This window comes from Pseudoalteromonas sp. MMG033 (assembly GCF_057197785.1).
Genome location: NZ_JBXVAL010000002.1, coordinates 72,026 through 97,309 on the forward strand (window position 1 = coordinate 72,026; position 25,284 = coordinate 97,309).

Sequence of the window (25,284 nt, forward strand, 5' to 3'; positions counted from 1 at the left end):
CATTAATTATTAATATATTTATATAAATGGTTATGTAAAACATCTGCTACTGGCTGGCAGATAAAATTAAAACCGCAAACCCAGCTAAAATAATGGCACTTAACCTCTCAATACGGGTGACATGCTTTTGCAGTATTTTTTGTGCCTTCGCCCCAAGTAGAACCAGCCCACCCTCAGCAAAGACTTCAATCACTAAAAAAGTCAGTAGTAAAATTAAAACAAACGAAAAATCTATCGAGCTGACATCAACAATCGTTGGAATAAACGCAATCCAGAACAAAATTATTTTGGGGTTAGATAACGCCAACAAAAAACCTTTGAAAAAATAGCCTGAGTGCACTTCACTGCTAGCTTCAACCAAACCTTTCGAGCTATTTATCCAAGTACTCGTTGCTAAATACAACAAATAGCCGCTACCTATGACCTTAAACCAGTCTATTAATTGCTCGGATGCCACAACCATAGAGTTCAGTCCAAACAATGCACATAAAATCAATACAGCGAAGCCAAGCGCACCGCCTAAAACTAATTGCAGCCCCTTACTGTGCCCTGACTTTATTGAGGTAGTCAGGGCTAACATGGCATTTGGACCTGGGCTAAAAGACATAGCACTGCATGCTAATACCAAAATAAACCAATCACTTAGAACCATAAAAACCTCCCTAATCGAGGGACATTTTATGGAGAAGGAAGGAAAAAAGTGCTATGTTATCTGGACTTTTTTTAATGATTTCTGGTCATATCGTGTGAAAAAAAGACCTCATTTTTCATTATTACTCCTACCGGAGTTTTCTTTGCTGCCTTATGCTAGCTTTTTAGATAAGTTGCGTTTTTCCTCTGATGAAGCCGATTTTAGCTCTCAAAGATATTGCAGTTGGACATCCTACGCTTTAGATAAAGAGCTCGTTGCCTCCAGCTGTGGCAGCATGCATAAAGTCACAAGCTTATCTAGCGAAGATAATTTAACCCCCTTCTATCAATCGGATTTCGTTGTTGTTTTTGGTGGGAGAAATATTTCATCAGCAATTGAAAAAGCACAAACACTAAAACCGTTAATAAAAAAAGCATATGCTTTAGGCGCGCACTTGGTATCAATTGACAACGCGGTGTTTTCATTCGCACAGTCAGGAATGTTAAGCAATCAGAAAGTGACGGTACATTGGCGACATCACCAGCAGTTTTTAGCCATGTTTCCTCGTCTCCATCTCGCCAAAGATCTACTGTTCGAAACGCAAAATAGGATCACAACCTGTGTTGGGGGCACTGCAACCGTTGAGCTCGCGATAGAGCTGATCTCTACGTACCTTGGCAAACCACAGGCCAACAAAGGGCTTGCTGACATGATCATTGAGCAACCCAGACTCAATCAGTTAGAGCCAAATTTTGCTGATACCCCCAATGTCAACGACCCTTTACTAAACAAAGCTCTAACCTATATCTTTGAGTCTATTGCGCACAAACAAACCATCGAAGACATTGCCAATCGCACAGGGATAAGCCGCCGACAGCTTGATAGAAAAATGGAGAAGCAATTTCAATGCTCTGCCTCGCAGTATTTACATCAGTTAAAAATGAAACAAGCGCGGTGGCTGCTTCTCAATACGCCACAAAGCGTCTCGCAAATAGCTGAGTCAGTTGGTTTTGATAATCTAGAGTACTTTAGGCAGGCGTTTAAGCGCTTTTTTAATAAGACTCCCAGTAAAGTGCGAGATGAAGCCTCGTAGTAAAGTATTCGTTAAGTTCAAAAGGCTTGGACGATTACATTGACTTGCACGTCACAGTATAAATAAATGATAAGAATGGAACTTATTATGTTTTTGACATGCAGTTATGTCACACACTTCAGTACTTTCATCTGCCTGTTTATACCGTGCTTTGCGCAATCTCCTACGCATGCATATCAATCAATGGGGAAATACACTCAGTTCCAACACTACCCGCTGGGTTCAGATCGTGCTGTAGGTGCCATAATCCCCTATCGTTCCCATCCCTCTAAGCAACCACAATCAACAAACACGGCTAAATTCGAGAAAAAGCCTCTAATGAACCATGTCATAAACTTGAGTGAAAGCTTTATAAATGAGTCCTATAAATTAAGAGAAAACGATTAAGTTCATACTCATAATGAGTTTGAACATCAATTTGCTATCTGAGTAAGCAAAAAACTTGGACGAACGAAGAGACTTAGCCGTCTTATGGGTAAATTCTTCATTCACACAGGAAAAAATTATGAAGTTAAGCAAAATCCGTTTAGCATTGCTATTGAGCTTATCAACTCAACAAAGTTTGGCAAATACACATATTTATGACACCGCTGAGCTTGATACACTCAGTGAAGTAGAGCAACAATTTCAGCACTTTTATGACATTGAGCTCCCAAAACAATTGCACTTATTACCAGTTTCCCAGTCTATGCAAACTGAAAACATCAGCGATGACAATTCTTATATTTTCTCAGGCACTATGTATGCTCTCACAACAATGCAAGGATATATGGGTACATTCTTCCCAGCGCTTAAAGGCAGTTTTATTGTATCCACGCCAGGCACTTATCTGACATATTATGCATTAGACTACGCCGGTCGTGTGATCGGTGGCGTCCTGCGAGTCGCAGGCCAAGACAATGCAGCTGCTTATTTTCCAAATAAGCAATTTGCAACCCAAGCACCGAGTAAAGCATTTTTTGGTCAAGATGTAGATATGGGTAAGTATGAATGGGTAGACGAGTTAATTGATGTGCCCAATCAAGCTATTTTGGGGACTGCTTACTCATTTTCAGAGTTAAGTTATAAGCTCACAAATGATCCTATTGATTTCGCAAAGGAATATATTGATATGCATGAAGATGTAGGAGTTGGCCTAACATGCAACTATACGGGTTACTGTAATAATTCTTCAAGCTCACAACCTCAACAAACCAAAAAACAAAAACGGCCAGAGTATTACCAACAGTATGGCGATACAGCGCAGTTACAACAGCATACATATGACTCATCTAAAGACCATATGCACCATTATGATAGTCCAAACAAGTATTATCACCTTGTGTATATTGCGGGCTCTAAGCACAGTATTAATATGCCGACTGACTCTTCAGACGCGTATATCAAGTTTCGTAATGTAAGAAGTGGTGGTGGTGATGACTTTTTGTATATGGCATCCAATGCGAAAGGCAATACCTTTGCAGGAAATGGTGATGACCTTATCACTAACTTCAACAGTGGTGGTATGTATGGAGAAAAGGGCGATGACATCATTATCGGTAAATCAATTTATGGGGAAATCTCAGGGTTTGGTGGTGAAGGAGGCGATTTTATAAGCCGTGTGAACAAAGCTTATGGTGGCAGTGGCAAGGATAAACTCATTTGGGTCAAAAACGGATTTGGTGGCACTGAGGACGACCTTTTAGTTGGTACCAATAAAAATGATGTATTAGAGGGGGGGTTTGGTAACGACTTGATTGAAGCAGGTAACGGTCTAGATACCTTAGACGGTGGTGATGGAAACGATATTCTGCGACTCGACGCCACACGAGGTGACAAAATTGAAATCGTCAATGGCGGCCTCGGTGAAGATGCCCTTGAGATAAAAATTAGTCAATTAATGCGTTCAACTCAAGCTAACCAACTACAAAATGGCCAGATAAAAGTCAAATCTGATGCGCTACAAGTGATGGAAATAAGTAATATTGAGAGCCTGCATTGGCGACAAGTTTTACCAACATTAAATCATGATCAAACTATTGAAACTAAAGACATAAACTTAATACCCGCACACTTTACCATTGATGCAAGTAATATTACTATAAATCAAGTATTTACTGGACAAGGTGGGCTCGTTACCTTCTTATCCGGCTCAGGAGATGATGTCCTTATTGGGGGAGCACTTAATAATACCCTCAAAGGCGGTAAAGGCGACGATGTGATCCGTGGTGGGCAAAGTGATGACAATTTATATGGTGGTATGGGGAATGACCTATTTATCGCCAGTTTAGGAAATGACTTTTATTATGGAAGTACAGGCGTAGATACATTAACCCTGGAGTCTTTAGCTGCCGGACAGACAGTCAAACTATCACAAATTTCTGACCGAGTAGAGAACCTAATGGGGACTCCATATGTGGATGAACTTCATGGCAACCACTTCGAAAACTTCATCGCCGGCGGCCAAGGCTCAGACAAGCTATTCGGCCATGATGGTCAAGACATATTAGTAGGTGACAAAGGCGCTGATACACTCAATGGTGGCGCAAACAATGATATTCTCATTGGTGGCTCTGGCCGCGATATATTCGTGATGAGTCTGGGCAATGATGTCATAGAAGACTTTGGTAAGCATGATCGTATTGATTTGTCTGAACTCGGTTTGTTGCAGTCGGATATCATCATTGAAAGGGGAGAGAAAAGCACCTTTATCTACTCAGAAGACATATCAATGATGCTGCAAAACTATCTTGGAGAAATTAGTTTTATCGAGTCCAAAGATTAGTACGAGTTAAAAAATCACTATTTAGCCCTGCTCATGCGGGGCTTTTTTATTTCTATACTCAGCCAAACGCACATCTGTTCTTCCAAACATAACCAAATAACCTCATATAAAATCACTAAAAAACCTGCACAATGTGCAGAAATCTGCGTCAATTATGCAGATTGTATGCAACATCACTGCGAGCCATTTTTTCCCTCTGACTCGTCAGTATACTCCGGCTGTCATCGCCTGTTTTACACGCATCAAAACAGGTATCCAAGCAATGAGTTTTAATTATAAAGAGGGAATGTCTGATGTTTAGAACAGAGTTTAAGTCATCCTTATTAGTCACTGCACTTTTCACCTCACTGGCCTGCCACGCAACGACAAACGACGCTACTGGTACGGTGAGTAGTGCGATGGTTTCACTGCCAGATAATATGTTCAACGCCAAAGAGCGACCTGCCGTTGCCCACTATATTGGCCGAACCGCGCAGGAGATAAAACAGCAGCAAGTACAAATCCCCCACCGCAACTATATCGCCAGCTGCAATACTCATACAGATTCGCCCAGTATGTTTGTATCTACAACCGTTCAATCAATCAGCGGTGATACACAATCACCCAGATTTGGCGCGGTCTACGAGCTCAAATTCAACCCACAAAGCGGCATCTTTGAAAACACAGAAAACCAACGTGTACTCAATGAGTGCATTGCAAGCCATGGCATTAGCGTGAGTAAGGACTGCAAGCGCATTGCCGTGGTGTGTGAAAAGCCGCATGGTGCATCTGAGCGGGATGAGCATGTGATTGATTTACCAGCTCAAACAAAAGGAAATTTTGTCAATAAACACGCCGATAATCACGCCACCATTGACAGAGCAATGCATGATTTAAGTATTCGAAAATCACGAAAATCCCCCATGACACTTCCCTCTCTGATTGCCAGCAACCGCTATTATGTCTCTCAGTGTTTGGACAATAACCCACATAATACCCTGTCTGTTACACCGTATATCGACACCTTGGTTAACCAATTTGGGGCAAACCGAAAAAAGCTCAAATCATTCTCTACTGTCGTACAAGGCAATGCGTTTAAACAACAAGATAGATGGCAGTACTTACTAAGCGCTTTGCCAAATAATGAGCAAAAAGCGCAATTTCTCACGTGTGTCGAAGCAATGGCAAAAAATGAAAACACCGAAGCCTGGCTACTTGAATGGCACAACGAGCCACTCAGCCACGAGTACGACGCCTATGTAGCGACGAAAATGAAGTCTCAACACCTAGGAAACGTCTCTTTAAACTATTCAGAAAAGGACCAAAGCTATGCCATCGCCAATGTGGCGGCGGTGTACAATCATATTAACGGCACCAAACATAAGTCAGCGCAGCTTATCGTGTTACAACGCGAAGGAACGACTCTCAAGATCGACTATAATGAACGTGGCTGGGAGTGGAACTGCGGCAAAGGACATGTACTACATATTCGTGGCTATTATGACCCCAACAACGACCAGTTTGGTGCGGTGTGTACGACAGATATGACCGATAAAGAGTTCTCAAAAGCTGTCAAACCCCATAAAAAATCCCCAAAACGCGCCCATGGGTTACTTGCGATTAAGTCAGAGGCTAACTCCAATAAAGGCCCTGGCACCTACCTGTTCACCGTACCGGCCAATAATGCCGCGTTTACCCGAGGTGGCATTCATAATTTTGTGCCTGTACGCGACAATTACGGACTGTCTGTTGCTGTAGCCCCAAAAAAAGTGGCTGAATCAGACCTGAAAAACTTCATCTCTCATTTAAATATTACTCCACAACCAGATGTTTACAGCACCAACTGTTTAAGCAAAGGCATATTCTCAAACTGCGAGCTAGATTACTTATCAGCCCTGCGCCATAAAGAAATAAACATCCAGCACTATCCTCTAGTATCAACACAAAATTTGGCTGGCGAAAAACACATGGACAGCACCAGCGCCACAAGAATTGGCTTATTTGGCATTCCAATTGGTGGCAGCAGGAATACACCTAGAGAAGATCAAACCAGTTCCACACGTTGGCTAGTGGGCGATGATAATTGCCAATACTCAGATCCGCAATTGGTCAACCTGCATAATGGTCGATTTTTACTGGGCTATGCCAAGTTCCAATGTGTTGATGACAACCAAAGTTTACAGCCGCTTGGCTCCGACCGCGCGCTCATACCAAAAACATATCACTTAGTTGAAATTAATGAGCAAGGTGACAAACTCACTGAGACATTGTCATTTACAGATTATGGTTGGGGTGGCCTAGATGACCTGATCTACATTGGTGATGGCAAAGTGGCTTGGACTTACATCAACCACCCTACACTCAGTAATCATATAGGTGCACAGCATCAGCAATGGGAAGTCATGGTGTATCAATCACCACATTAAATTATTAACTTAGAAATTAAAAAAGCCCGAACTATCGGGCTTTGATAACTCATAAGCTCTATTACCCTCGGTAAGAGAACCCAAACCAAACAGAGCGGCCAAATTCAATTTCACTGGCCAACATTTGCTGATGTTCACCTGTCATACTGCGACGCTTTTCGTTGGTGAGATTACGTACTTTGGCTTTCATCACCCATTTTTTGTTGACGTCATAGCGCAGCTGCATGTCCCATTGTGAAAAGGCTTGCCACACCTCTCGGGTTTGAGCAGTAAGCGGTAATGGCTGGTAAGGTGAGTACTCACCTGCGTAGTGATAGCCCAAACGGATCTCTGTTTTGCTGCCACCAAATCGATAATGTGCAATCACGTTCGCCGTTTTATCAGCTTGGCCAAATTGATAGTCTAAACAAGACACAGCTTGATTAGGTATTTCGTAGCACACCTCATGAGACAAAATCGTCGCATTTGCCACCAGCCCGAACCCTTTGAGGTGCTTTGACCACGCAGACCAATCTTGCAGTGTTAAACTCAATTCAACGCCATTGACTTCAGATTGACCATAGTTAGACTTTTGCTCAAGTATCACTCGGTTATCTTGCTCACCCAGTACTGTGCGCGTATCCACTGCGGTGTCATCAATATACTTTTTAAATAGCGCCATTGAGGCCAGATTACCATCTCGCCAATAGTACTCAGTTGATACATCCCAACTCTCTGCAAGACTGGTTTTTAAGTTTGGATCGCTTCGTTTGATAACCGTATAGTCGCGCCTTTCATTCACAGAATTTAGGTTATTACTAGCAAAATAATCTGGTCTCGCAACGCTTTGCCCAACACTGGCAAATATGCGCCAATTGTCAGTTATATCATAACGACCGCGCAAGACTCCCAACCACTGTGAGTCCTTCAACGTAAGACCATTTGGCGTGACGCTGCGAGTGTTCATATTAATATCTTGCCCTTGCGTTTCTTGCTGCCATGATTCGTAACGAGTACCGATAGACCAGCGCCACCTATCAGATTGGTTAATTAACTCAAGGTGTGCAGCACTGACTTTATCGACACTATTAAAGTCATGCCTCAAGCTTGCAAACTCACTGGCGTTATTGTTTAACTCAAAATCACTGGTATTTTTATAAAAGTAATTACTTACATATTCATTAGACAACCAAGGTAAATTAAGCCCAAAAGCATCTACCGAATACCTGCTGTCACCAACAAGCTTGCCGATTGAGATATCTTTTTTAACATCGTATCGGTTTACATCTCTATTAGATCGCACCTTGCTGTGTGTATAGCGCAGTCCAGACTTAACACTCCAACCCAACCTGCTACCGTCGGCATGCCAGTTATACAATACTCGAGAGTCTAATATGGTGTTGTTATTTTCTCTGCGTTGTAATTCAAATTCGTCAAGCTTTATGGCACGCGGGCTCTGTGCAAAACGAGGATCGTTTACTGACCAGCTCCTATCACTGTCGAACCCCGTATGTTGATACCCCAACAAGTGATATTCTTTTAGACTGGTTGCGCTTTGCCACACGCTTTCTTCATCTTGCCTATCCGAACTCGCCTCACTGTAAGCAATATCAAAGCTGAGGTTTTGACGTGAGCTAAGCTCATTTTTAAAATGTATATGACTGCCAAGCTGTCTACGTTCAGTGTCCCTGTAGATGGTATCCATAACTAAATCAGCCTGTTCAATCTCAGCCTGATCTTGCCTCACTTTTACTGGCGTTCTGGGCACTTGCTCAAAGGCAAAGCTATTACGCGGCTCATTTTCTGTTTGCTGGTAATAATAGCTATGCCAAAACCCATAGCTTTGCTCTGTTGGCACAGCTTCAAGCTTAATTGAACCGCCCTGACGTACCCACACGTTTGAATATGCCGATTGGCGGGAGCGACTAATAAACGCTTGCCCCTCTTTATTGACATGATATTGATTACTGAGGTTGCTTTGGTCTCGTGATTTTTCTGAATACATACAAAATGCAACCAAACCGAACTGTGAATCTTGCCCAAAAACACGGCTGTATTGGCTACGTATATTTAAACCCAACTTGTCGTCGTCATCGGGCACATCTTGATAACTATACTGAGATAATTCAGCATCAAACCTGAAGTGTGGAGAACGTTTATCAAACGCACTGTAGCTCTTAAGGTCCATCACCGCCCCAACAGAGTTGCCATTAAAGCTCACATCTGGCGTTTTATACAACCACAGCTGGCCCACAGAAGAGGCCGGAATAGTTTCCAAATTGACGCCCCGAGTGTGCTGCCGGTCACTAGCAAGCGCCATCCCATCTAACGTGACGGAATTCATGCCTGATTGCACACCACGAACAGTCACTAACTGCCCCTCATCTGAATCATTGATGGTGTGCACACCCACGATCCGGCGATATGAATCTGCGACATTAATGTCCGGCAGCTCGCCAATATCATCCGCAGCAATTAAATCAACAAGACCCACTTGATAATTGTGCTTCAGCCACACCGCCTCAGTAGTTGCCCCCTTTTGACCTAATACGCTTATTCTTTCGATCTCACTATTATTTTTAGACCCAGATTTACGCTTTTTCCTTTTGGCATCATTAGCCTTATTTGGCCGATAAACAATGTAGCCAGAACTTGCTTGCTTAACTTTAAGGCCAGTATCTTTGAGCAATATTTGGAGTAGTTCATCAAGTGTAAATTGGCCTTTGACTTGTGCCGTTTGGAACCCTTTAAGTAAAGCGGGCTGAGTAAAAATAGATTGCTCACTTTGCTTAGCCACATGAAATAACGCTTGGACTAGGGGCTGAGGCTCAATATCAACACGAATACTTTGCTCACTTGCAGTTGCTAATGTGCTTAACTGCAGACCACTCAACAATAAAAATAGATTTCGCATTACACTCTTACATTAATTCGTTTTAACCATGGCAGGCTTAGTAAGCAGCCATGTGTCACCTGACTGCGTGTATTCTAATGACAACATCGCAGCAAGATCTTGTATCACAGACGGAATATCTTGGGTTGAAAATGAAGCTGTGACTCTCAGCTGTTCAACATTGTCACCAACCACAATGATCTGGCCAGCGTAATACCGGTTTAGCTGAGCGACAATATGACCCAGAGGCGCATCTTGATAAATCAACTGGCCTTGCTGCCAATCATCAATCAACGTCGGGTCAATAGGCGTTACTTGACTCAGCCCTCTGCTGTTATCTGCAAAAATAACCTCTCCTGCTTGAAGTTTGGCATGCTTGCCTTGCAGCTCCACTTCAACTTGCCCCTCAGCAACCGCCACCTGAATCGAGCTCGGGTTGAAACGCACATTGAACTCAGTGCCTATTACGGTAATAGCCACTTGACCGGAAGAGACAATAAAGGGTCGAGCTTTATCGCCAACAACATCAAAATACCCTTCACCGGAAAGTAGCTTCAATGACCGAACTTGATTTGAGATAGACACCAGCAACTTGCTATCAGGGCCAAGCGTCACCACACTGCCATCGACTAACTGGTATGTTTCAACTTGCGCTGTTTCAGTTTGATATATCTGCTGTGCTATTACAGGGCTCGCCCCTTGCAGCTCTTGCCCAAACCACCCCAACATAGCTATTAACATGACACTCGCCGCAACAGCAAACCAGCGATATATGTGATTATTCGCTGCTGACTCATCAGTACTCATTGTGACTTTTGACGAACTTTTTAATTGCTCAACCAGCATTTCAGGATCTGAGCTTTGTGCCACCGGTACTTGCTCTACCAATGAAAGCGCGTCCTCTAGGCGTCTATAAATACGCTCATGTTCAGGGTCTATGATCTGCCACTGTTCAAATTGCACTTTTTGCTCAAGATCCAGTTCATCTTGAATGAGTAACCAATGGGTAGCCTGTTGTTCGATAAGTTGCTTCGAAGATGTTGTATTTAAATCGGTGTCAATGCGACTGAAAACATCATTGGATTTAGTCATTAGCACTTACCTTTGTCTGGTGATTTAACGCATTACTGCAAATAAGCACTGCTTTAGCGACCTGGCGCTTTACTTCTGTTTGCGACATCTCGCACCGTCTGGCAATTTCGGCATAAGACATTTGATGAACCCTGTTGAGCAGGAATAATTGTCGCTGCTGCGCTGGAAGCTGCATTAAAGCTCTATCTATCAATGCTAATTTCTGCTTATTATTTAAAACGAGTGAAGGCTCTCTGTCGTCCAAACTGACATCAGGATCAGAGATTTGTTCGTCAATATAGCGCTGTCGTGTTTTTTCTGAACGCTTAAAATCTAACACCAAGTTTTGCGCCATTTTATACAAAAATGCACGGTGATTTTCGATTTTTTCTTGATGCTCAAGCCGGGAAAAGCGCTCAAATGTTGCTTGTACTATATCTTCAGAGTCTGGTGGCTCGCCAAACTTACTTTTTAAAAAAGCACAAATTTCTTGGCTGTATTTGTGGTACAAACTAGTGAGCAAATGACTTTTTAAATGGCTGATTTTTGATGTTGTCTTTACTGTCTCAGACAAGTGTGTGCTCTCTAGCTCAAAAGTAAAACGGTGGCAATGAAATGGCCAAATGATGCGCGATTTTATCACTGCGCCCTTAAGTATGACAAGTCAGCCAAATTTACTAAAACGCAATACTGAGCGCCCAAATTAAGCTCATTTCTGATCTAAACATGGTTGATATTTGTAGCCCGCTGAATAAACACTGGTAATTAACATATGTTGGGGGGAAATAACCTTTAACTTCCGACGTAGGTTACGAATGTGGCTATTCACTGTATTTTCAGATACAACTCGATGATCTTTATAAATATGTTTGCGAATATCCTCTCTGTTAAAGACAGTATGAGGATGGCTATACAATAAGTGAAATAAATTAAACTCCACCTCTGTGAGCTGCACTTCTTTATCCGCATATTTGACTCTAAAATGGTGCTCAAGCAATTGAACACGATGGCGCATTGCGGCTAGTTTTTGTAACCGACGTAACATGGCGTTGACTCGTGCCACCATTTCTTCAGGGAGATAGGGTTTAAAAATAAAATCATCTGCCCCAGAACCTAATGCAATTAATTGATCAACTCCTTGCTGACTACAGCTTGTAACTATCAATAATGTGCTAGATGAATAGTATATTTCAGAGCAAAACTTTATGGCATTCCCAGCTAAGGAAGCTTGGTCGAGAATAACAAGATCAGGGTGGTTTAATAAAATCCAATCTACAATATGATTTTCATTTCTCAGCTGATAGCACTGATGTCCTTCGCCATTGATATATGAAGCTAATTTATCTGCCAATGCTTCATTTTGTTCAAACAATAAAATCTTCGCCATAACGATAATTAAGCGGTCATAACCGTAAATGGCTAAACCCAACTTTAACACCTCACAATTACACTCATTGCAAGTATGACGGGTAACAAATCTTAATCGTCCAAACTTTTTAAATAAATTCAAAGATGAGTTTCAATCTAAAAAAGATCACATCTTGAACTTACCTGTTGCTTCCATTAAGTGGTCTGAAGCATCGTGAAGTTGATGAGATACCTCATCTAAATCAGAAAATGAGGCATGCACTTGCTGCTGAGAAGTATTCATTCTTTCAATCGTTTCAGCAACAATGTTAGCAACTGAGCTCTGCTGCTCCGCCGCAGACGCAATTTGGTTATTCATCATGGTAATATTAGCTATCTTGCTTTGGATCTCTTCAAGGGCCTGCCCTGCGTTAAGCGATCGCGTTTCATTACTACTCGCTTGATCATTGGCTTGCGTCATCATCTTCACACTGCGATCAGCCGCATTTTGCAACGAGTCCAGCAAAGTGCGTATTTCTGTTGTTGCATCACCGGTTCTTGATGCAAGCGTTCTTACTTCATCGGCCACAACAGCAAAACCACGTCCTTGCTCACCCGCCCTAGCTGCTTCAATCGCCGCGTTTAGTGCTAACAAATTTGTTTGTTCAGCAATCGAGCTTATTACATCTAAAATCGACGAAACGCTATCAGTGCCTTTTGCCAGATCATTGACCGCGTCTGCGGCCTCTCCAATTTGTAAGTTTAAATCTTTAGAGTTTGCGATATTATCAGATACCGCCCTAAGGCCATTTTGCGCTTCAACTTCTGTTTCTTGCGCCGCAGTGTTAGCCGCAGAGGCTGCTTCACTGATGCTCGTTATTGACTGAATGAGTTCATTGATAGACTGCTGAGTTTGTGAAGCTTGTGACGCTTGTTCGTCCGTGAGGTTACGCACATTTTCCGTGCTATGTACTAGCTTTTTTGACGTATCTAACAAGGGCTGAGAAACTGCCATCACGCCTTTAATAGACTCTGTTAAGGTATCCATAAACTTATTAAAGTTAAATGCCGTGCGCCCCAACTCATCTTTGCCAATCACGGTTAGGCGTTGATTTAAATTCCCTTTCCCATCAGCAAGTTCCCTTAAAGATAAACGCAGCGCATTCGCAGTGCTACTGATATTTCTCGCCACAGACAGTGCCACGACCAATAACAGAATGCTCAACACAAGACCTGCTTGCACCGACATCCAAAGCCCATCGTTGCCACTTTGATTTGCTTTTTCAATGGTTTCCTTAAAATACTGTCCGACCACTTCCCTGTAGTTTGTTAAGTCAGCATCTGTTTGCTCAAATAAATCGGCTTTTTGCTTTGCAAGCGTTGGTAACTGACTAAAATCAATGGTGTTTGTGATCATCCCATCAGCCAGCTTTTCAGACAATTTGCGATACTGATCAATCACCACAAGTTGCTCGTTAAGCATGGCCCGATTGTTATCATCTAAATCAGCCAATTGGGCAATATTGTCTGTCAGTCCAGCTACTGTCTGCGATGCTTGGGCAAGCACATCTTTGTCTGCAAAAGACACAGATTGACTGAATAACTCATCTGCTCTTTTGATAAGCACACTATTAATCGTCGATAATTGAACCGTTTTATATATTTTTTGCTCCAACAATAACAGCTCTTGTTGCGTACTTTTAAAAGCGGCAAAGTTTATGATTAAGTTGATAATAAAGACAGAAATGGACAGAGCCACGATCAGACAAACTTTATAAAATAGCGGAAGGTTTTTGAACCACAGCATGTTCAGTATCCTGCATGAGCGTCATTAGAAAAGCAGTAGGGATAACCCGCACAGCTTCATTTGGTACATTTGTAAATATAATCTTGGACAAAATTACGTAAATTGCCAATTATTCGACAATTTTCGATAAATCTAGTTATTTCGTCTTCGTAATAGGAAATTTTTTTTACAAACTAGTAAATAAGTAATCTTGTTCTACGGTTAGAGTGGTGCATGTAGTCGGTTGCACCTAATACAACCACAGGACAGGGTGAAACTATGAAATCTAATAATGCTGTAAAGTTGTTAATTGGGGGAGCACTTGCATCATGCAGCTTCTGCAGTTACGCAGACGTCGTATTTAATGGCTTCGCATCACTGCGCGCAACCTCAGCGGACAGTGACGGCGGAACATCTGCATTTCCCACACACAAAACTGATGGAGATATCTCATTTTCAGATGAATCTCTATTTGCACTTCAAGCGAGAACCGACCTTGGCGAAGGACTTAGTGCAACTATACAAATTATGGCCGAGGGCACTGAGGATTTTGACGCAGAGGCTCGTTGGGCATATATCAGTTATGAACTATCGCCTCAGCACACCATCAGCATGGGTCGTTTTGCAAACCCAAGCTTTTACCAGTCTGAATATCAAAACGTCGGCTTTACCAATAATTTTGGCCGCCTTCCTCGCGCCGTGTACGCCGGCTTTGATTTTTCAACCATTGAAGGGATAGCCTTAGACAGTAACTTCACTTTTGGTGATTACTCGCTCGTTACTAAATTACTCTATGGTAATTGGGATGGCACCACCTTCCTTGCTGCTACACAAAATGACGAAACATTTGGCTTTAAAGACGAGATATCTGTCAGAGTCGAGTTAAGCAAAGACTGGTGGACCGTATTTGCAGGCTTCTTCATGGTGGAAATTGAAGGAGGCAGTGTCGACAGCAATGCCATTTTAGGTGCCACTAAAGGAGCCGTCGAGCTAGCCGTTAGCCAGGGCGCGACCGCGCAACAGGTTACAGAATACGAAAACGCAGTCATTTGGGGTGGTAAGGACGGCTTATACGGTTATTCAGGTTTTCATATCGACTATGAGAAATTTATTGTTGATTTCGAATTCGCTAACTATGGCGTTGAAGACTCATCAGATGGCTTCAACCGTGCTTGGTATACCGCGTTTGGCTATCGTGTAATGGATAAAACAATTGTTACCGTCCATCACGAGAAATCGATTCAAGATGAAGGGGATTTAGAGTTCCTCAAAGGCATCTCTCACCCAACCTTATTTGCTACTGCAAAGGCATTGAGAAATACACTGTCGCTCAGAGAGTTTGATGCGATTGGTGTGTCAGTTCGCTATGATTTTCACTCTAATGCCGCGTTCAAATTCCAGTATTTATCTGGTGAAGACACGCGCCCCAACGTCCAAGATTTTACTGTCTTGAGCGCTGGCGTAGACATCGTTTTTTAATGGGGTGACAACATGAAAGCTATACTACTTACTACTGTACTTATGTTATCCACCTCAGCTCTCGCTGTTGATGTGGTTGTCCACCCCTCTAATAACGCAGCGCTAGATAAAGGCAAAATTGAGCAAATCTTTTTGGGTAAATTAAAAACGTTTGATGGCTCAGCCAAGGTTATTCCCATTAGCCAAGTTGACAGTAATCCAGTAACGGAAGAGTTCAATACCAAGGTCGTTGGTCGCAGTGCTAGCCAGCTGAAAGCCTATTGGTCCAAGCTCTTATTTACAGGAAAAGGTCAACCGCCTAAAAGCATGGCGAATGATCAGGAAGTTATGAAGTTAGTTGCTGATAACCCGAATGTAATTGGATATGTCACCAGTGGCAGTGCCGACGGCAGTGTTAAAGTGCTCATGTCCTTCTAAGGTGACTCAATCAAATTATAAAACTGATCAATTGCTTTAGTATATAAGAAGCTCTGCTCTAGCAGAGCTTCCATTACACCACTGCGTTTTGCTTTTACAATTTCTTGTTCAATTGACGCTTTATGCTCTAAACAGGGGCTGAAATTAGACAAAGCCAGATACACATGATTAATTTGAATAGGCTCAGGTAACATCGCCAAAGGCACTGTTTTGCCAGATTCAAACCACGTATTAATTGTTTGCCACTGGGGCGCGATAAAATAATCGATCCTTTTTAATTTAACCAATTGAATGGCTTTAGCAATGCTATCGGTACGAAGTAATTGTAAATTGTCTATCTCAAGGTTGAGCGCTGGGTCAGGTTTGAGCGACATATCGCGCAGTATTGCACCTCTCAAACCATATAACTTATTCATGTTCATAACGCGTTTGCCTCGACGATAAAATACCGCATAAGCAGAATCTGTAATGGCAGGGTGTAGAACAGTAAACCAATCTTTGGGGTAGTTATCGCTTTGTAACCCCACAAACATATCAATATGACCATCACGTGCCCACTGCATCACACGTTGCATTGGCGCAGGTCTTGTTACCTCAACCGTGATTTCTTTGGGTATAATGGTGCGCACAAACTCAAAGCCTATTCCAACCTGCTTCTCATCATTGATGGCATAACTAATAGGCGGCATATCTGGACTGCCAGACAAACGCACTAACGTACACTGGGCGTCACTTGCGACACTTTTAAAAAGGCAAAAAAATAGATATATGCAACATTGCTTATTCATGCGGCTCTCGCGCCCACAAATTCCTACTGTTAGTTATAGACCATTTAAAATAAATAGACCTTGAACAAGCACCAACTAGGCCGTTTAAAAACTTCATTAAATTCAATTTTAAGCCTCTAAACTCAGCCATTCACATGATACAGTAAGCAAAAAATTAACTACTTGATGCCGTGCGTATTTTTAATTCTCTCAAAATTGTAGGTTTACTGAGCATTATGACAATGAGTACACTAGCCTGCGCCAACAGCGCCCAAACCGATATTCGCCAGCTGCTTGGACAAAAGCTCATGCTGGACTTTCGCTACTTTTGCCAAAACGACGTCCAATGCCGTCAGCCCATGACGTCCTTGCCCCCTGAACTGGCTTCGCTTATCAAACAATATCATATTGGTGGCGTGATTTTATTTGCTGAAAATGTGCAGCAAACAGCCCAAATCATTAAACTCACAACCGACTTGCAACAAGCCAGCGAGACGCCACTGTTTATTTCTATTGACCAAGAAGGCGGACGCGTAGCGCGGATCAACCGTGCAGAAGCAACCTCGTTCACTGGCAATATGAGCATAGGTGCAACTTATGATAAACACGGTGATAAGTATGCAACAAGCGTTGCTACAGTGATCGCCAAGGAGCTGATCAGCCTTGGGATCAACGTGAACTTTGCGCCTACTGTTGATGTAAACGCCAACCCACTGAACCCAGTTATTAATGTCCGCTCTTTTGGCGAAGACCCAAATCGAGTTGCACTTTTAGGCGCTGCACAAGTGAAAGCATTTGAGCATCACGGGGTTATTTCTGCACTCAAGCATTTTCCAGGTCACGGAGATACCCATGTAGACAGCCATACTGGACTGCCAAAGGTTGACCATACATTGGCACAAATTGAGCGCCAAGACCTTTACCCTTTTGCACAGATTATCAAGCAACAACAACCGGGTATGATCATGACTGCACATATTCAATACCCAGAATTAGACAGCAGTACAGTGACGAATAAGCAAGGTGAAAAAATGATTCGCCCTGCCACGATGTCGCGCGCCATTATGCATGACTTACTCAGAAGTAAAATGAATTACCAAGGTGTAACTATCACTGACGCGCTTGATATGGCTGGTGTCAGTGACTTCTTTACACCTGTTGATGCGGTTATTGAAACCTTTAATGCTGGGGTGGATATAGCGCTAATGCCAATACAAGTAAGAAATCCAAAAGATTTGGCAGAGTTTGTCACGTTTTTTGATGCACTCGCAAACGCAGTTGAAACGGGTAAACTCAATCAACATGACCTGATCCAGTCAAATCAACGAATTGCCAAGCTCAAATCTCGCATGCTCAGCAAAAATGGAACACCCAGTCTTGCTATCGCAAAAAGCATGCTTGGCAACCCTCAGCATAGAAAAATTGAAGCTGAATTAGCGCTTGCGGCGATAACCGAAGTGAAAAATCAAAACGTGCTGCCAATCAAAGCTGAAGAAGGTGCCCATATTCATTTAATTATGCCTGATAGACAAAAAGCAGCGGCTTTAAAGCAAGCTTTGCTCACTGAGATAAATAAAAATATTACGATCTCAGTTACTAGCCTCCAAGCTTTTAAACCAGAGCGAGCAAAACAGGGAATATTAAAAGCTGATTGGGTGATAAGTGCCTATGCATCACCCGAGCAAAGCGCAGCAGAAATTGGTGGGATGGATGATTTAGCAGAACTAGCGTCTTATGAAGTATCAAAGCAGCAACAGCCCAAAGCATTATTTGAGCTAATGCAGTTTGCACACACACATAAAAAAGAAAGTTTATTTATCAGCTTGCGTGCGCCATACGAAATTGCAAAATATGCACCGTACAATCAAGCGGTTTTAGCAAGCTATGCCTATAATGTGGATGTAGTTATTGAAAATGATGTGCGCGGGCCTGCATATACAGCATTGGCAAAGGTGATAACTGGTAACGCAAAAGCCCATGGGACATTGCCAGTCAGCATCGATTAATAAGTGACCCAAACTAGTAATACGTCACCTAAAAGCCGCCTCGCATTGATGAAATCATGTCTATTTTTGTGGGGGTAATATGGATCCAAAGGCGTCCTTAACGGCACCTAACGCGATTCGTGAAATGATCAGAGCCGGGGATTATTCAGGTCCAACCAATGGATTTGTGCCCGGCTTCACGCAATGTAATATTGTGATTTTGCCTAAGGCTTATGCTTTTGACTTTCAAAAGTATTGCCAAAATAACCATGATTGTTGTCCCTTATTAGCAACCAGTGTAAACGACGGCGAATACCACCTCAGTGCACTGGGAACTAACATCGACATACGTAGAGATGTGCCTAAATATCGAGTGCTTCGCGATGGGCAACTGGTAGATGAAGTCACTGACATTGAAAAGCTTTGGCGCGATGACTTCGTCACTTTTGCGCTTGCCAGCTATGTTGCATTTGATTATGTATTACACACTTTTGGCTTTGATAACACCACGTCCAGCCCCGCACATACCCTACCTATGTATATCAGTAACATACCCAGCGAATCGGTAGGGCCGTTTAAAGGGAATAAAGTAGTCTGTTTAAGGCCAATGGATACGCAAGAAATTATCCGTGCCATACAAGCTGGTAGTATCAGCCGCGTTCCACATGGTATTCCAGTTCATTTTGGTAACCCAGCTGACATTGGGATTAATAATTTGCAAAAGCCCAACTTTGGAGACCCGATTTTCATTCCAGACGATAAGCAACCTGTATTTTGGACAACCAGCCTAACCGCTCATCTCGCGATTACCCGTGCAGCGCCAGAATTGTGTATTATAAACAGTCCTCAACATATGTTGGTCACAGATAGGCCAGATATGGATCTGTTAATACAATAATTAAAAAGTAGGTTGGCATGCAGTTAAATTGTGATTTGGGTGAAAGCTTTGGTGCTTGGGAAATGGGGCTTGATAAAGAGGCCATGCCATTCATAGACATGGCAAACGTTGCATGTGGATTTCACGCAGGTGATCCAAGTGTTATGCAAAAAACCATAGCACTTGCTAAGCAGCATAATGTACTACTTGGTGCCCACCCAAGTTACCCTGATCTGCAAGGTTTTGGCCGCCGCTCGCTCACCATGGCTAAACAAGAGCTCATCAACTGTATTCACTATCAAATAGCAGCGCTAGAAGGGATGGCAAAAGTTGCTGGAATGACGCTCAGTTATGTTAAGCCCCATGGCGCGCTATACAATGACATGATGCGTGATGAGTCTATATTAACCACGCTCATAGAGGCTATCCATCAATACCCAAGTGATCTGAAGTTAATGATTTTAGCCACATCACGAGCAAAGCAGCACCGCGCCCTTGCCCAGCAATACAAGGTGACTTTACTCTTGGAAGCATTTGCCGATAGATTATATACCGATGAAGGGATGCTCACACCTCGCTCTGAGCCTCACGCAGTGCATAGCGAAGAGAAATTATTAGAGCAAGTAAAGCTGCTCGCTGGCAGTCAGTCCGTGATAACCGCAAGCGGACACAAACTCGTGCTGGCAGCGGACACGCTATGCGTGCACGGCGATAACCTTCACGCCATAAAACAAATAGAGAAAATAAGAACGATACTCAACGATCCACAGTAACTGTTTGCATTTTAAGTAGGGATAATGATGGAGCTGATCACACCGCGATTAAGGCTCAGGCCGCTGACTAAAAATGACTGGCAGCTGTTTAAGAAATTAAACCAAAATCCAGATGTCATGGCTTACGTCGCAGATATACAAGCACAGCAAACTTTGAAATCACTTTTTGATGAACGCTGTACTCATTGGCAAAAACAAACTGATGCGTGGCTCACGCTAGTCATAGAGCGAGTTGATACAGAAGAATGCATCGGCTTACATGGGTTTAAAAGCTTCTCGGACAAGCCAAACATTGCTGAGCTGGGGTTTATGTTATGTCCTACTCAACAAGGCTATGGCTTTGCGTTTGAAGCATCCAAAGCCGTTATTGACTATGCATTTACTCACCAAGGTTATGACACACTATTAGCTACTGTTACTGTCGGAAATAATGCATCTGAGCAGTTACTTAACAAGCTCGGATTTACTGTTTTTCAAGTCATTAAACAAAATTATCAAATAGGTGAACAGATATTTGATGATCTCCAACTTACGTTGCATAACCCACATCGATAAAACATAAAAGCGCCACCCTGCGTAAGTTAGGTGGCGCTTGGTCTTTCCAAGATTTCACTTGGAACATCAATGTGCACGATTTAGAAAGGGCCAGCGTTTACATCAGGCGACTGCCATAAACTAGACCAGACGAAATTTCCATGGACATAAAAGATCGTATCTCCATGAATGACGCCTCTATCATCTGCTGCGCGCACATAAGGAACGCTTTGCAGGGGCTCATCATAGGTTGCAACACTACTACCGATATAAGTTAAAGACCCTGAACCTGCGGTGCTAACCTCAAATGCTGCCAACTCATTTTTGTTACCCCAATTGCTGGTATTGTCATCTTGAATAGTGACTTCCCATGACTCCACAGGTAATGTCATGCGGAACGTTTGATCGCTGACTTTTAAATAACTGAAAGCGTGATGGTCAAATTCGACAGGGGTATATCCACCTGCAAAAACATGTTCTTTAATTAAACTGGGTGATGTCATATCACTTACATCAAATAGACTCACTTTGGCACCAAAATTGGGCGCTATATCAGTTGAGGAATCATCGGAGGCATTAAATGGAAAGTCATCGACATTTTGCCCGACACCAATGAGCAGCTCATCAGACACGGGGTGAAGGTATGCAGAGTAACCCGGGATTTCAAGCGCACCAGCCATGATAGGTTCATCAGCCTTAGATAAATCTAATACATACAACGGGTCTATCTGTCTAAAAGTAACCACATAAGCTCGCTCGCCCATAAAGCGAACCGCATAGATATTTTCCTCTACCATACCATTTGACTCAACCTTACCTATCGGCGTCGGATGAGCTTCATTTGGCAAACGTGCTATCTCTTCAAGATCAGTCCCTTGTTGCTGCAATACAAATAACTGATGTACCATGCCCTTCGACTCGCTAAAACGCGTAGTGACAACGCGTAATTGGCTGTTATATTCACTTAACCTGAAAGCCGCATTACTGACATTTGACACGAAAATAGGTTCAATCATACCTATCAGATTTCCGCCAAAACCGAGCGACCCTTCTACTGCCCCCGATGCACTATAGCTAACCACCCCATCATTGAGTGAAAACTTATGCAGTGCGGTTTGCGATAAGTCATCAAAGCTTGATACGTCACTGGGCCAAAAGCGCTTATGTAAATAAATACTCTCTTGAGAAGCATAAACCCCATCAGACGGCGCATTAATACAAGTAGATTCAATACTTGTAGGGTTCTGCATAGAAATTTTAGTGATGGTCGTAATTGTGTTTGCGCTGTCTAATTCAGTTGCATCTGTTGGTATGTAACAAGCACTTGCATCAAACAGTGGGGACTCTTCCCCAGAGTTTAAATCCTTAATTTTTGGAATTAGATCCGACACATTAGCTTGGTAAAGTGCCTGATAAATAGCCAGCTCATCGGTCTCATCGGTATCAAATGCAGCAAGGTACTCACTGACCACATACAGCTCATTCCCTATCACTCGGCTATCGAGGATATTACCTTCAATGCGATACTGGTTGATCACTTGTGGTTGCTCAGGTGAACTGACATCCGCAAAGCTCAACTCAAACGTGTTAGAAAACGTATTTACTGATGGTGAAGTAGAGGCAATGTCATTGGAATCAGTAGGCGCCTCTAGAGTGAGCACGGGGTATTTGAATACAGATGCAAGGCGACCCTCATGCAAATATAGATCCTGCTGACTATACAGCGAGTCAGAGGCCTCTATTTGTGTAACTTCTTCAATACCTTGGTCAGTTCGTTTCATTACACGGATATACTGCCTAAATACAGCACTTTGCGAGAGTTCTTGTTCAGAGTGGGCGGCTATATAAAGATAGTCCCCATCATATTCAATGCGATCACCTTCATCAACACCCGCTTCAATCACATTGGTAGAAGAAAACCCTGCGCTTGACTGTCCATCGGAAACAGGTGAGGCATTGACGGGCACTGAAGAATCAGTTTCGTTAACTGGTACCCGATTTAAAAAAGCACCATTTTTTAGTAGTGAACTAAACTCACTGGACGATGCTTTCTTTAATTTAGCTGATGACTCACCTAACCAATTCAATTCAGGCACACTGGTTGGTAAAGTCGACTGTCCTTGATCTCCGTTATTATCACTATTGCTATTATTATCGCTGCCACCTCCGCATGCAACCAATGCAGGTAGTACAGCCAATGCAACACCAGCTCGTACTAGCGAAAGCGTAACTTTTGAATAAAACATAGTTTTGCTCCTTGAATGAAAGTAACTTTACTTTAATACAGTCACGACATTGTTCTGTTATTTCGCTCGATCTATTTGTTATTTAATGTAACCACTTCTGGTAATTACGAAAATTACTGGTAAATTTAGCTCTAGGTTTTACAGGAGTAAATTGATTGAAACAGTTTTTCATATTGTTATCTCTGTGCTGCAGCTTATTCGCGAAGGATAGTATTGCAAACTGTAGTGAGGACAATGAGCAATGCACTGAAGTAGGCAGATGGGATTTTTCTGTTGCCGTAGGTGCAGGTGTTGCCACCAACCCTGTCAGGGGCGGGGATAACGTGCCTTTAGTAATATTGCCTTACATTAATTATTACGGCGATAAGTTCTTCTTTGACAACACAACTGCTGGCTACACTTTTGTGGAGCAAGACAAGTTCGATGTCAGCTTCATTACCCAGCTGAACACTGAGCAGGCATATTTTGAACGCTTCCACCCGAGTAATATATTAGTCAAAAATTCATTCACTGGAGAATCAAGTAACCCAGTAATCACGCCTGAACCAGATGAATCGAACCCGCCCACGAGCCAGCCAGACTCAGATGGTGTGAACTCTGATGGAGATAGTGGCGTTACAGATGGGGATAATGATTCAAGTAATGATAGAGAAGATCCGGAACCAAATGAACCTGCTGAATCAATTTCACTGGATACAATCTCTAAACGAGACTGGGCGCTAGATAGCGGCATACTTGCACATTGGTATTTTGCAAATTCTTCTAAGTTAACCTTAGTTTGGCTTCATGATGTGACAAATATTTATCAGGGATATCACGGCAGCCTCGATTACAGCTTTGTCATTCCAATACAAACCGACAGTCCATCCCGTTTAAAAGTCAAATTTGGGGCCGAATACAAAAACAAGCACTTAGTTGATTATTATTATGGGATCAGCCTCAAAGACTCACAATCACAGCACCATTTATATCAAGGTAAAGCCACTGTAAACCCATATATAGGCGTTGCTTTTAACTATAAGTTAAGTTCAAACTGGCAGTTCAAGTTTAGCGCAAGACATACTTGGCTCGGTGCCGGCATTAAAGATAGTCCACTTGTAGATCAAAGCTCTTCGTCCAATATTTTTATTGGGGGATTATATGAGTTTTAAGCAGTCCTCTATCCTTGTTTTATGTTTGTTATTGTCAAAAATGGTTAACGCACAAGCGAATACCGCACCAACAAAAAGAGCAAAACTTGAAATTAAACCTATGGTTTGCATGGTTAAATCTATGGGCCAGATTTGTGAAATGACTATTTCGGTCGACTGGTCTATCCAAACACCGCAAAATGTTTGCTTATTTAAAAATGATACCTCGTTGCAGTGTTGGCAGAACACGCAAAAAGCAAAAACCAATATCAGTATCTCTATTTCTGAAGACATGATTTTTTCACTTAAAAACGAAAAGATGCATGTATTAGCAAATCAGAAAGTAAAGATAAACGCAGCAGTAAGCCGAAAGTATAGGCGTAAACTAAAATCTGACTGGAGCTTTTTTTAATGGCTAAAGTAATCCTTGTTGAAGACGATGAAAGACTTGCAACCCTGACCGGGCAATTTCTTGAAAGTAATAACTTTGCAGTCACCATAGTGAATGATGGTGCTAAAGCGGTAAATACCATCATAGATCAACAACCTGATGTCGTTATTTTGGACATTATGTTGCCCAATTTAGATGGTTTTTCTATTTGTAGAGAAATACGACAAGCCTATTCTGGCCCAGTGTTATTTTTAACAGCCAAGGACAGTGATTTTGATCATGTAAGAGGTTTGGAAATTGGCGCAGATGATTATGTCATCAAGCCAGTTGAACCCTATGTTTTGCTCGCCCGAGTTAATGCACTGCTACGACGCGGTGGCAAGCAGCAAGAAGAAAGTGCTGAGAATATCAAGCTTGGCCAACTGGAAGTAGATAAAGCTGCCCGTAAAGCCTACCTAGCAGGTCAAGAAGTCGAACTAACCAGTTATGAATTCGACCTGCTATGGGAGCTGGCGAATCACGCGGGGCAAACCTTAAGTCGTGAACATATTTACAATCAAGTCGTTGGGCGTGAATATGATGGTTTAGATCGCAGTGTAGATGTGCGTATTTCTCGCCTACGTAAGAAGCTAGGTGATAATCCTGAGCAGCCATTTAGATTAGTGACTGTTTGGGGTAAAGGTTACTTGTGCTCTAAATCAGCTTGGGATTAATGC

Annotated in this window: 20 protein-coding genes; 12 read left to right on the forward strand and 8 right to left on the reverse strand. The window is 42.5% G+C overall.

Annotated elements, in window-relative coordinates; all coding sequences use genetic code 11:
• Nucleotides 1-46: 46 nt before the first annotated feature.
• Entirely contained in the window at nucleotides 47-652 is a 606-nt protein-coding gene (locus tag AC2CZC_RS21835) for a LysE family translocator (protein ID WP_484585397.1), read from the reverse strand.
• Nucleotides 653-680: 28 nt separating this feature from the next.
• Between AC2CZC_RS21835 and AC2CZC_RS21840 the strand changes: the two genes are divergently transcribed.
• The 3 genes from AC2CZC_RS21840 to AC2CZC_RS21850 all read left to right on the forward strand — a co-directional run bounded on the left by AC2CZC_RS21840 (nucleotide 681) and on the right by AC2CZC_RS21850 (nucleotide 6,893).
• Entirely contained in the window at nucleotides 681-1,724 is a 1,044-nt protein-coding gene (locus tag AC2CZC_RS21840; RefSeq protein WP_484585398.1) for a GlxA family transcriptional regulator, read from the forward strand.
• Nucleotides 1,725-2,229: 505 nt separating this feature from the next.
• Nucleotides 2,230-4,488 (forward strand): calcium-binding protein, encoded by a 2,259-nt coding sequence (locus tag AC2CZC_RS21845; RefSeq protein ID WP_484585399.1) that lies wholly within the window; start codon nucleotides 2,230-2,232, stop codon nucleotides 4,486-4,488.
• Between the two features lie 293 nt (nucleotides 4,489-4,781).
• Nucleotides 4,782-6,893 (forward strand): hypothetical protein, encoded by a 2,112-nt coding sequence (locus AC2CZC_RS21850; protein WP_484585400.1) that lies wholly within the window; start codon nucleotides 4,782-4,784, stop codon nucleotides 6,891-6,893.
• A gap of 61 nt (nucleotides 6,894-6,954) precedes the next feature.
• Here the strand turns inward: AC2CZC_RS21850 and AC2CZC_RS21855 are convergent, their stop codons facing one another.
• The 5 genes from AC2CZC_RS21855 to AC2CZC_RS21875 all read right to left on the reverse strand — a co-directional run bounded on the left by AC2CZC_RS21855 (nucleotide 6,955) and on the right by AC2CZC_RS21875 (nucleotide 13,990).
• A complete protein-coding gene (locus AC2CZC_RS21855; RefSeq protein ID WP_484585401.1) occupies nucleotides 6,955-9,786 on the reverse strand; it encodes a TonB-dependent receptor in 2,832 nt (943 codons plus the stop codon).
• Between the two features lie 12 nt (nucleotides 9,787-9,798).
• Complete coding sequence (locus AC2CZC_RS21860) at nucleotides 9,799-10,857, reverse strand: FecR family protein (RefSeq protein WP_484585402.1); 1,059 nt, start codon at nucleotides 10,855-10,857, stop codon at nucleotides 9,799-9,801.
• Nucleotides 10,850-11,410, reverse strand: coding sequence for an RNA polymerase sigma factor (locus AC2CZC_RS21865; RefSeq protein ID WP_196760570.1), 561 nt, complete (start codon nucleotides 11,408-11,410; stop codon nucleotides 10,850-10,852). The genes AC2CZC_RS21860 and AC2CZC_RS21865 overlap by 8 nt, the downstream gene beginning before the upstream one ends.
• 135 nt (nucleotides 11,411-11,545) lie before the next feature.
• Complete coding sequence (locus AC2CZC_RS21870; RefSeq protein WP_484585403.1) at nucleotides 11,546-12,265, reverse strand: winged helix-turn-helix domain-containing protein; 720 nt, start codon at nucleotides 12,263-12,265, stop codon at nucleotides 11,546-11,548.
• Nucleotides 12,266-12,370: 105 nt separating this feature from the next.
• Complete coding sequence (locus AC2CZC_RS21875; RefSeq protein WP_484585404.1) at nucleotides 12,371-13,990, reverse strand: methyl-accepting chemotaxis protein; 1,620 nt, start codon at nucleotides 13,988-13,990, stop codon at nucleotides 12,371-12,373.
• Between the two features lie 258 nt (nucleotides 13,991-14,248).
• Here AC2CZC_RS21875 and AC2CZC_RS21880 point away from each other — a divergent pair, with 258 nt between their 5' ends.
• Nucleotides 14,249-15,448: a hypothetical protein gene (locus AC2CZC_RS21880; protein ID WP_484585405.1), complete on the forward strand. Its 1,200-nt coding sequence runs from the start codon at nucleotides 14,249-14,251 to the stop codon at nucleotides 15,446-15,448.
• A gap of 12 nt (nucleotides 15,449-15,460) precedes the next feature.
• Nucleotides 15,461-15,865: a type 2 periplasmic-binding domain-containing protein gene (locus tag AC2CZC_RS21885; RefSeq protein ID WP_484585406.1), complete on the forward strand. Its 405-nt coding sequence runs from the start codon at nucleotides 15,461-15,463 to the stop codon at nucleotides 15,863-15,865.
• Here the strand turns inward: AC2CZC_RS21885 and AC2CZC_RS21890 are convergent.
• A complete protein-coding gene (locus tag AC2CZC_RS21890; RefSeq protein ID WP_484585407.1) occupies nucleotides 15,862-16,653 on the reverse strand; it encodes a substrate-binding periplasmic protein in 792 nt (263 codons plus the stop codon). The genes AC2CZC_RS21885 and AC2CZC_RS21890 overlap by 4 nt on opposite strands.
• Nucleotides 16,654-16,868: 215 nt before the next feature.
• Between AC2CZC_RS21890 and AC2CZC_RS21895 the strand changes: the two genes are divergently transcribed.
• The 4 genes from AC2CZC_RS21895 (at nucleotide 16,869) to AC2CZC_RS21910 (ending at nucleotide 20,822) form a co-directional block, all read left to right on the forward strand.
• A complete protein-coding gene (locus tag AC2CZC_RS21895; protein WP_484585408.1) occupies nucleotides 16,869-18,638 on the forward strand; it encodes a glycoside hydrolase family 3 protein in 1,770 nt (589 codons plus the stop codon).
• A gap of 79 nt (nucleotides 18,639-18,717) precedes the next feature.
• Complete coding sequence (locus AC2CZC_RS21900; protein WP_237136181.1) at nucleotides 18,718-19,515, forward strand: D-glutamate cyclase family protein; 798 nt, start codon at nucleotides 18,718-18,720, stop codon at nucleotides 19,513-19,515.
• A gap of 17 nt (nucleotides 19,516-19,532) precedes the next feature.
• Nucleotides 19,533-20,267 carry a 5-oxoprolinase subunit PxpA gene (locus AC2CZC_RS21905; protein ID WP_484585409.1) on the forward strand — a complete coding sequence of 245 codons (735 nt, stop codon included), beginning with the start codon at nucleotides 19,533-19,535 and terminating at the stop codon, nucleotides 20,265-20,267.
• Between the two features lie 24 nt (nucleotides 20,268-20,291).
• Complete coding sequence (locus AC2CZC_RS21910; RefSeq protein ID WP_484585410.1) at nucleotides 20,292-20,822, forward strand: GNAT family N-acetyltransferase; 531 nt, start codon at nucleotides 20,292-20,294, stop codon at nucleotides 20,820-20,822.
• A gap of 80 nt (nucleotides 20,823-20,902) precedes the next feature.
• Here AC2CZC_RS21910 and AC2CZC_RS21915 read toward each other — a convergent pair whose 3' ends face one another.
• Entirely contained in the window at nucleotides 20,903-23,047 is a 2,145-nt protein-coding gene (locus tag AC2CZC_RS21915) for a beta-propeller domain-containing protein (protein WP_484585411.1), read from the reverse strand.
• 155 nt (nucleotides 23,048-23,202) lie between these two features.
• On the opposite strand from AC2CZC_RS21915, the gene AC2CZC_RS21920 reads away from it, so the two are divergent.
• Genes AC2CZC_RS21920 through AC2CZC_RS21930 form a run of 3 tightly spaced genes read left to right on the forward strand, consistent with a single transcriptional unit; the run spans nucleotide 23,203 to nucleotide 25,281 of the window.
• Nucleotides 23,203-24,198 carry a MipA/OmpV family protein gene (locus AC2CZC_RS21920; protein WP_484585412.1) on the forward strand — a complete coding sequence of 332 codons (996 nt, stop codon included), beginning with the start codon at nucleotides 23,203-23,205 and terminating at the stop codon, nucleotides 24,196-24,198.
• Nucleotides 24,188-24,589: a DUF3019 domain-containing protein gene (locus tag AC2CZC_RS21925; protein WP_484585413.1), complete on the forward strand. Its 402-nt coding sequence runs from the start codon at nucleotides 24,188-24,190 to the stop codon at nucleotides 24,587-24,589. Before AC2CZC_RS21920 ends, AC2CZC_RS21925 begins: the two co-directional genes overlap by 11 nt.
• On the forward strand, nucleotides 24,589-25,281 hold the full coding sequence (locus AC2CZC_RS21930; protein ID WP_484585414.1) for a response regulator: 693 nt from the start codon (nucleotides 24,589-24,591) through the stop codon (nucleotides 25,279-25,281). Before AC2CZC_RS21925 ends, AC2CZC_RS21930 begins: the two co-directional genes overlap by 1 nt.
• The last annotated feature ends 3 nt before the right edge of the window (nucleotides 25,282-25,284 follow it).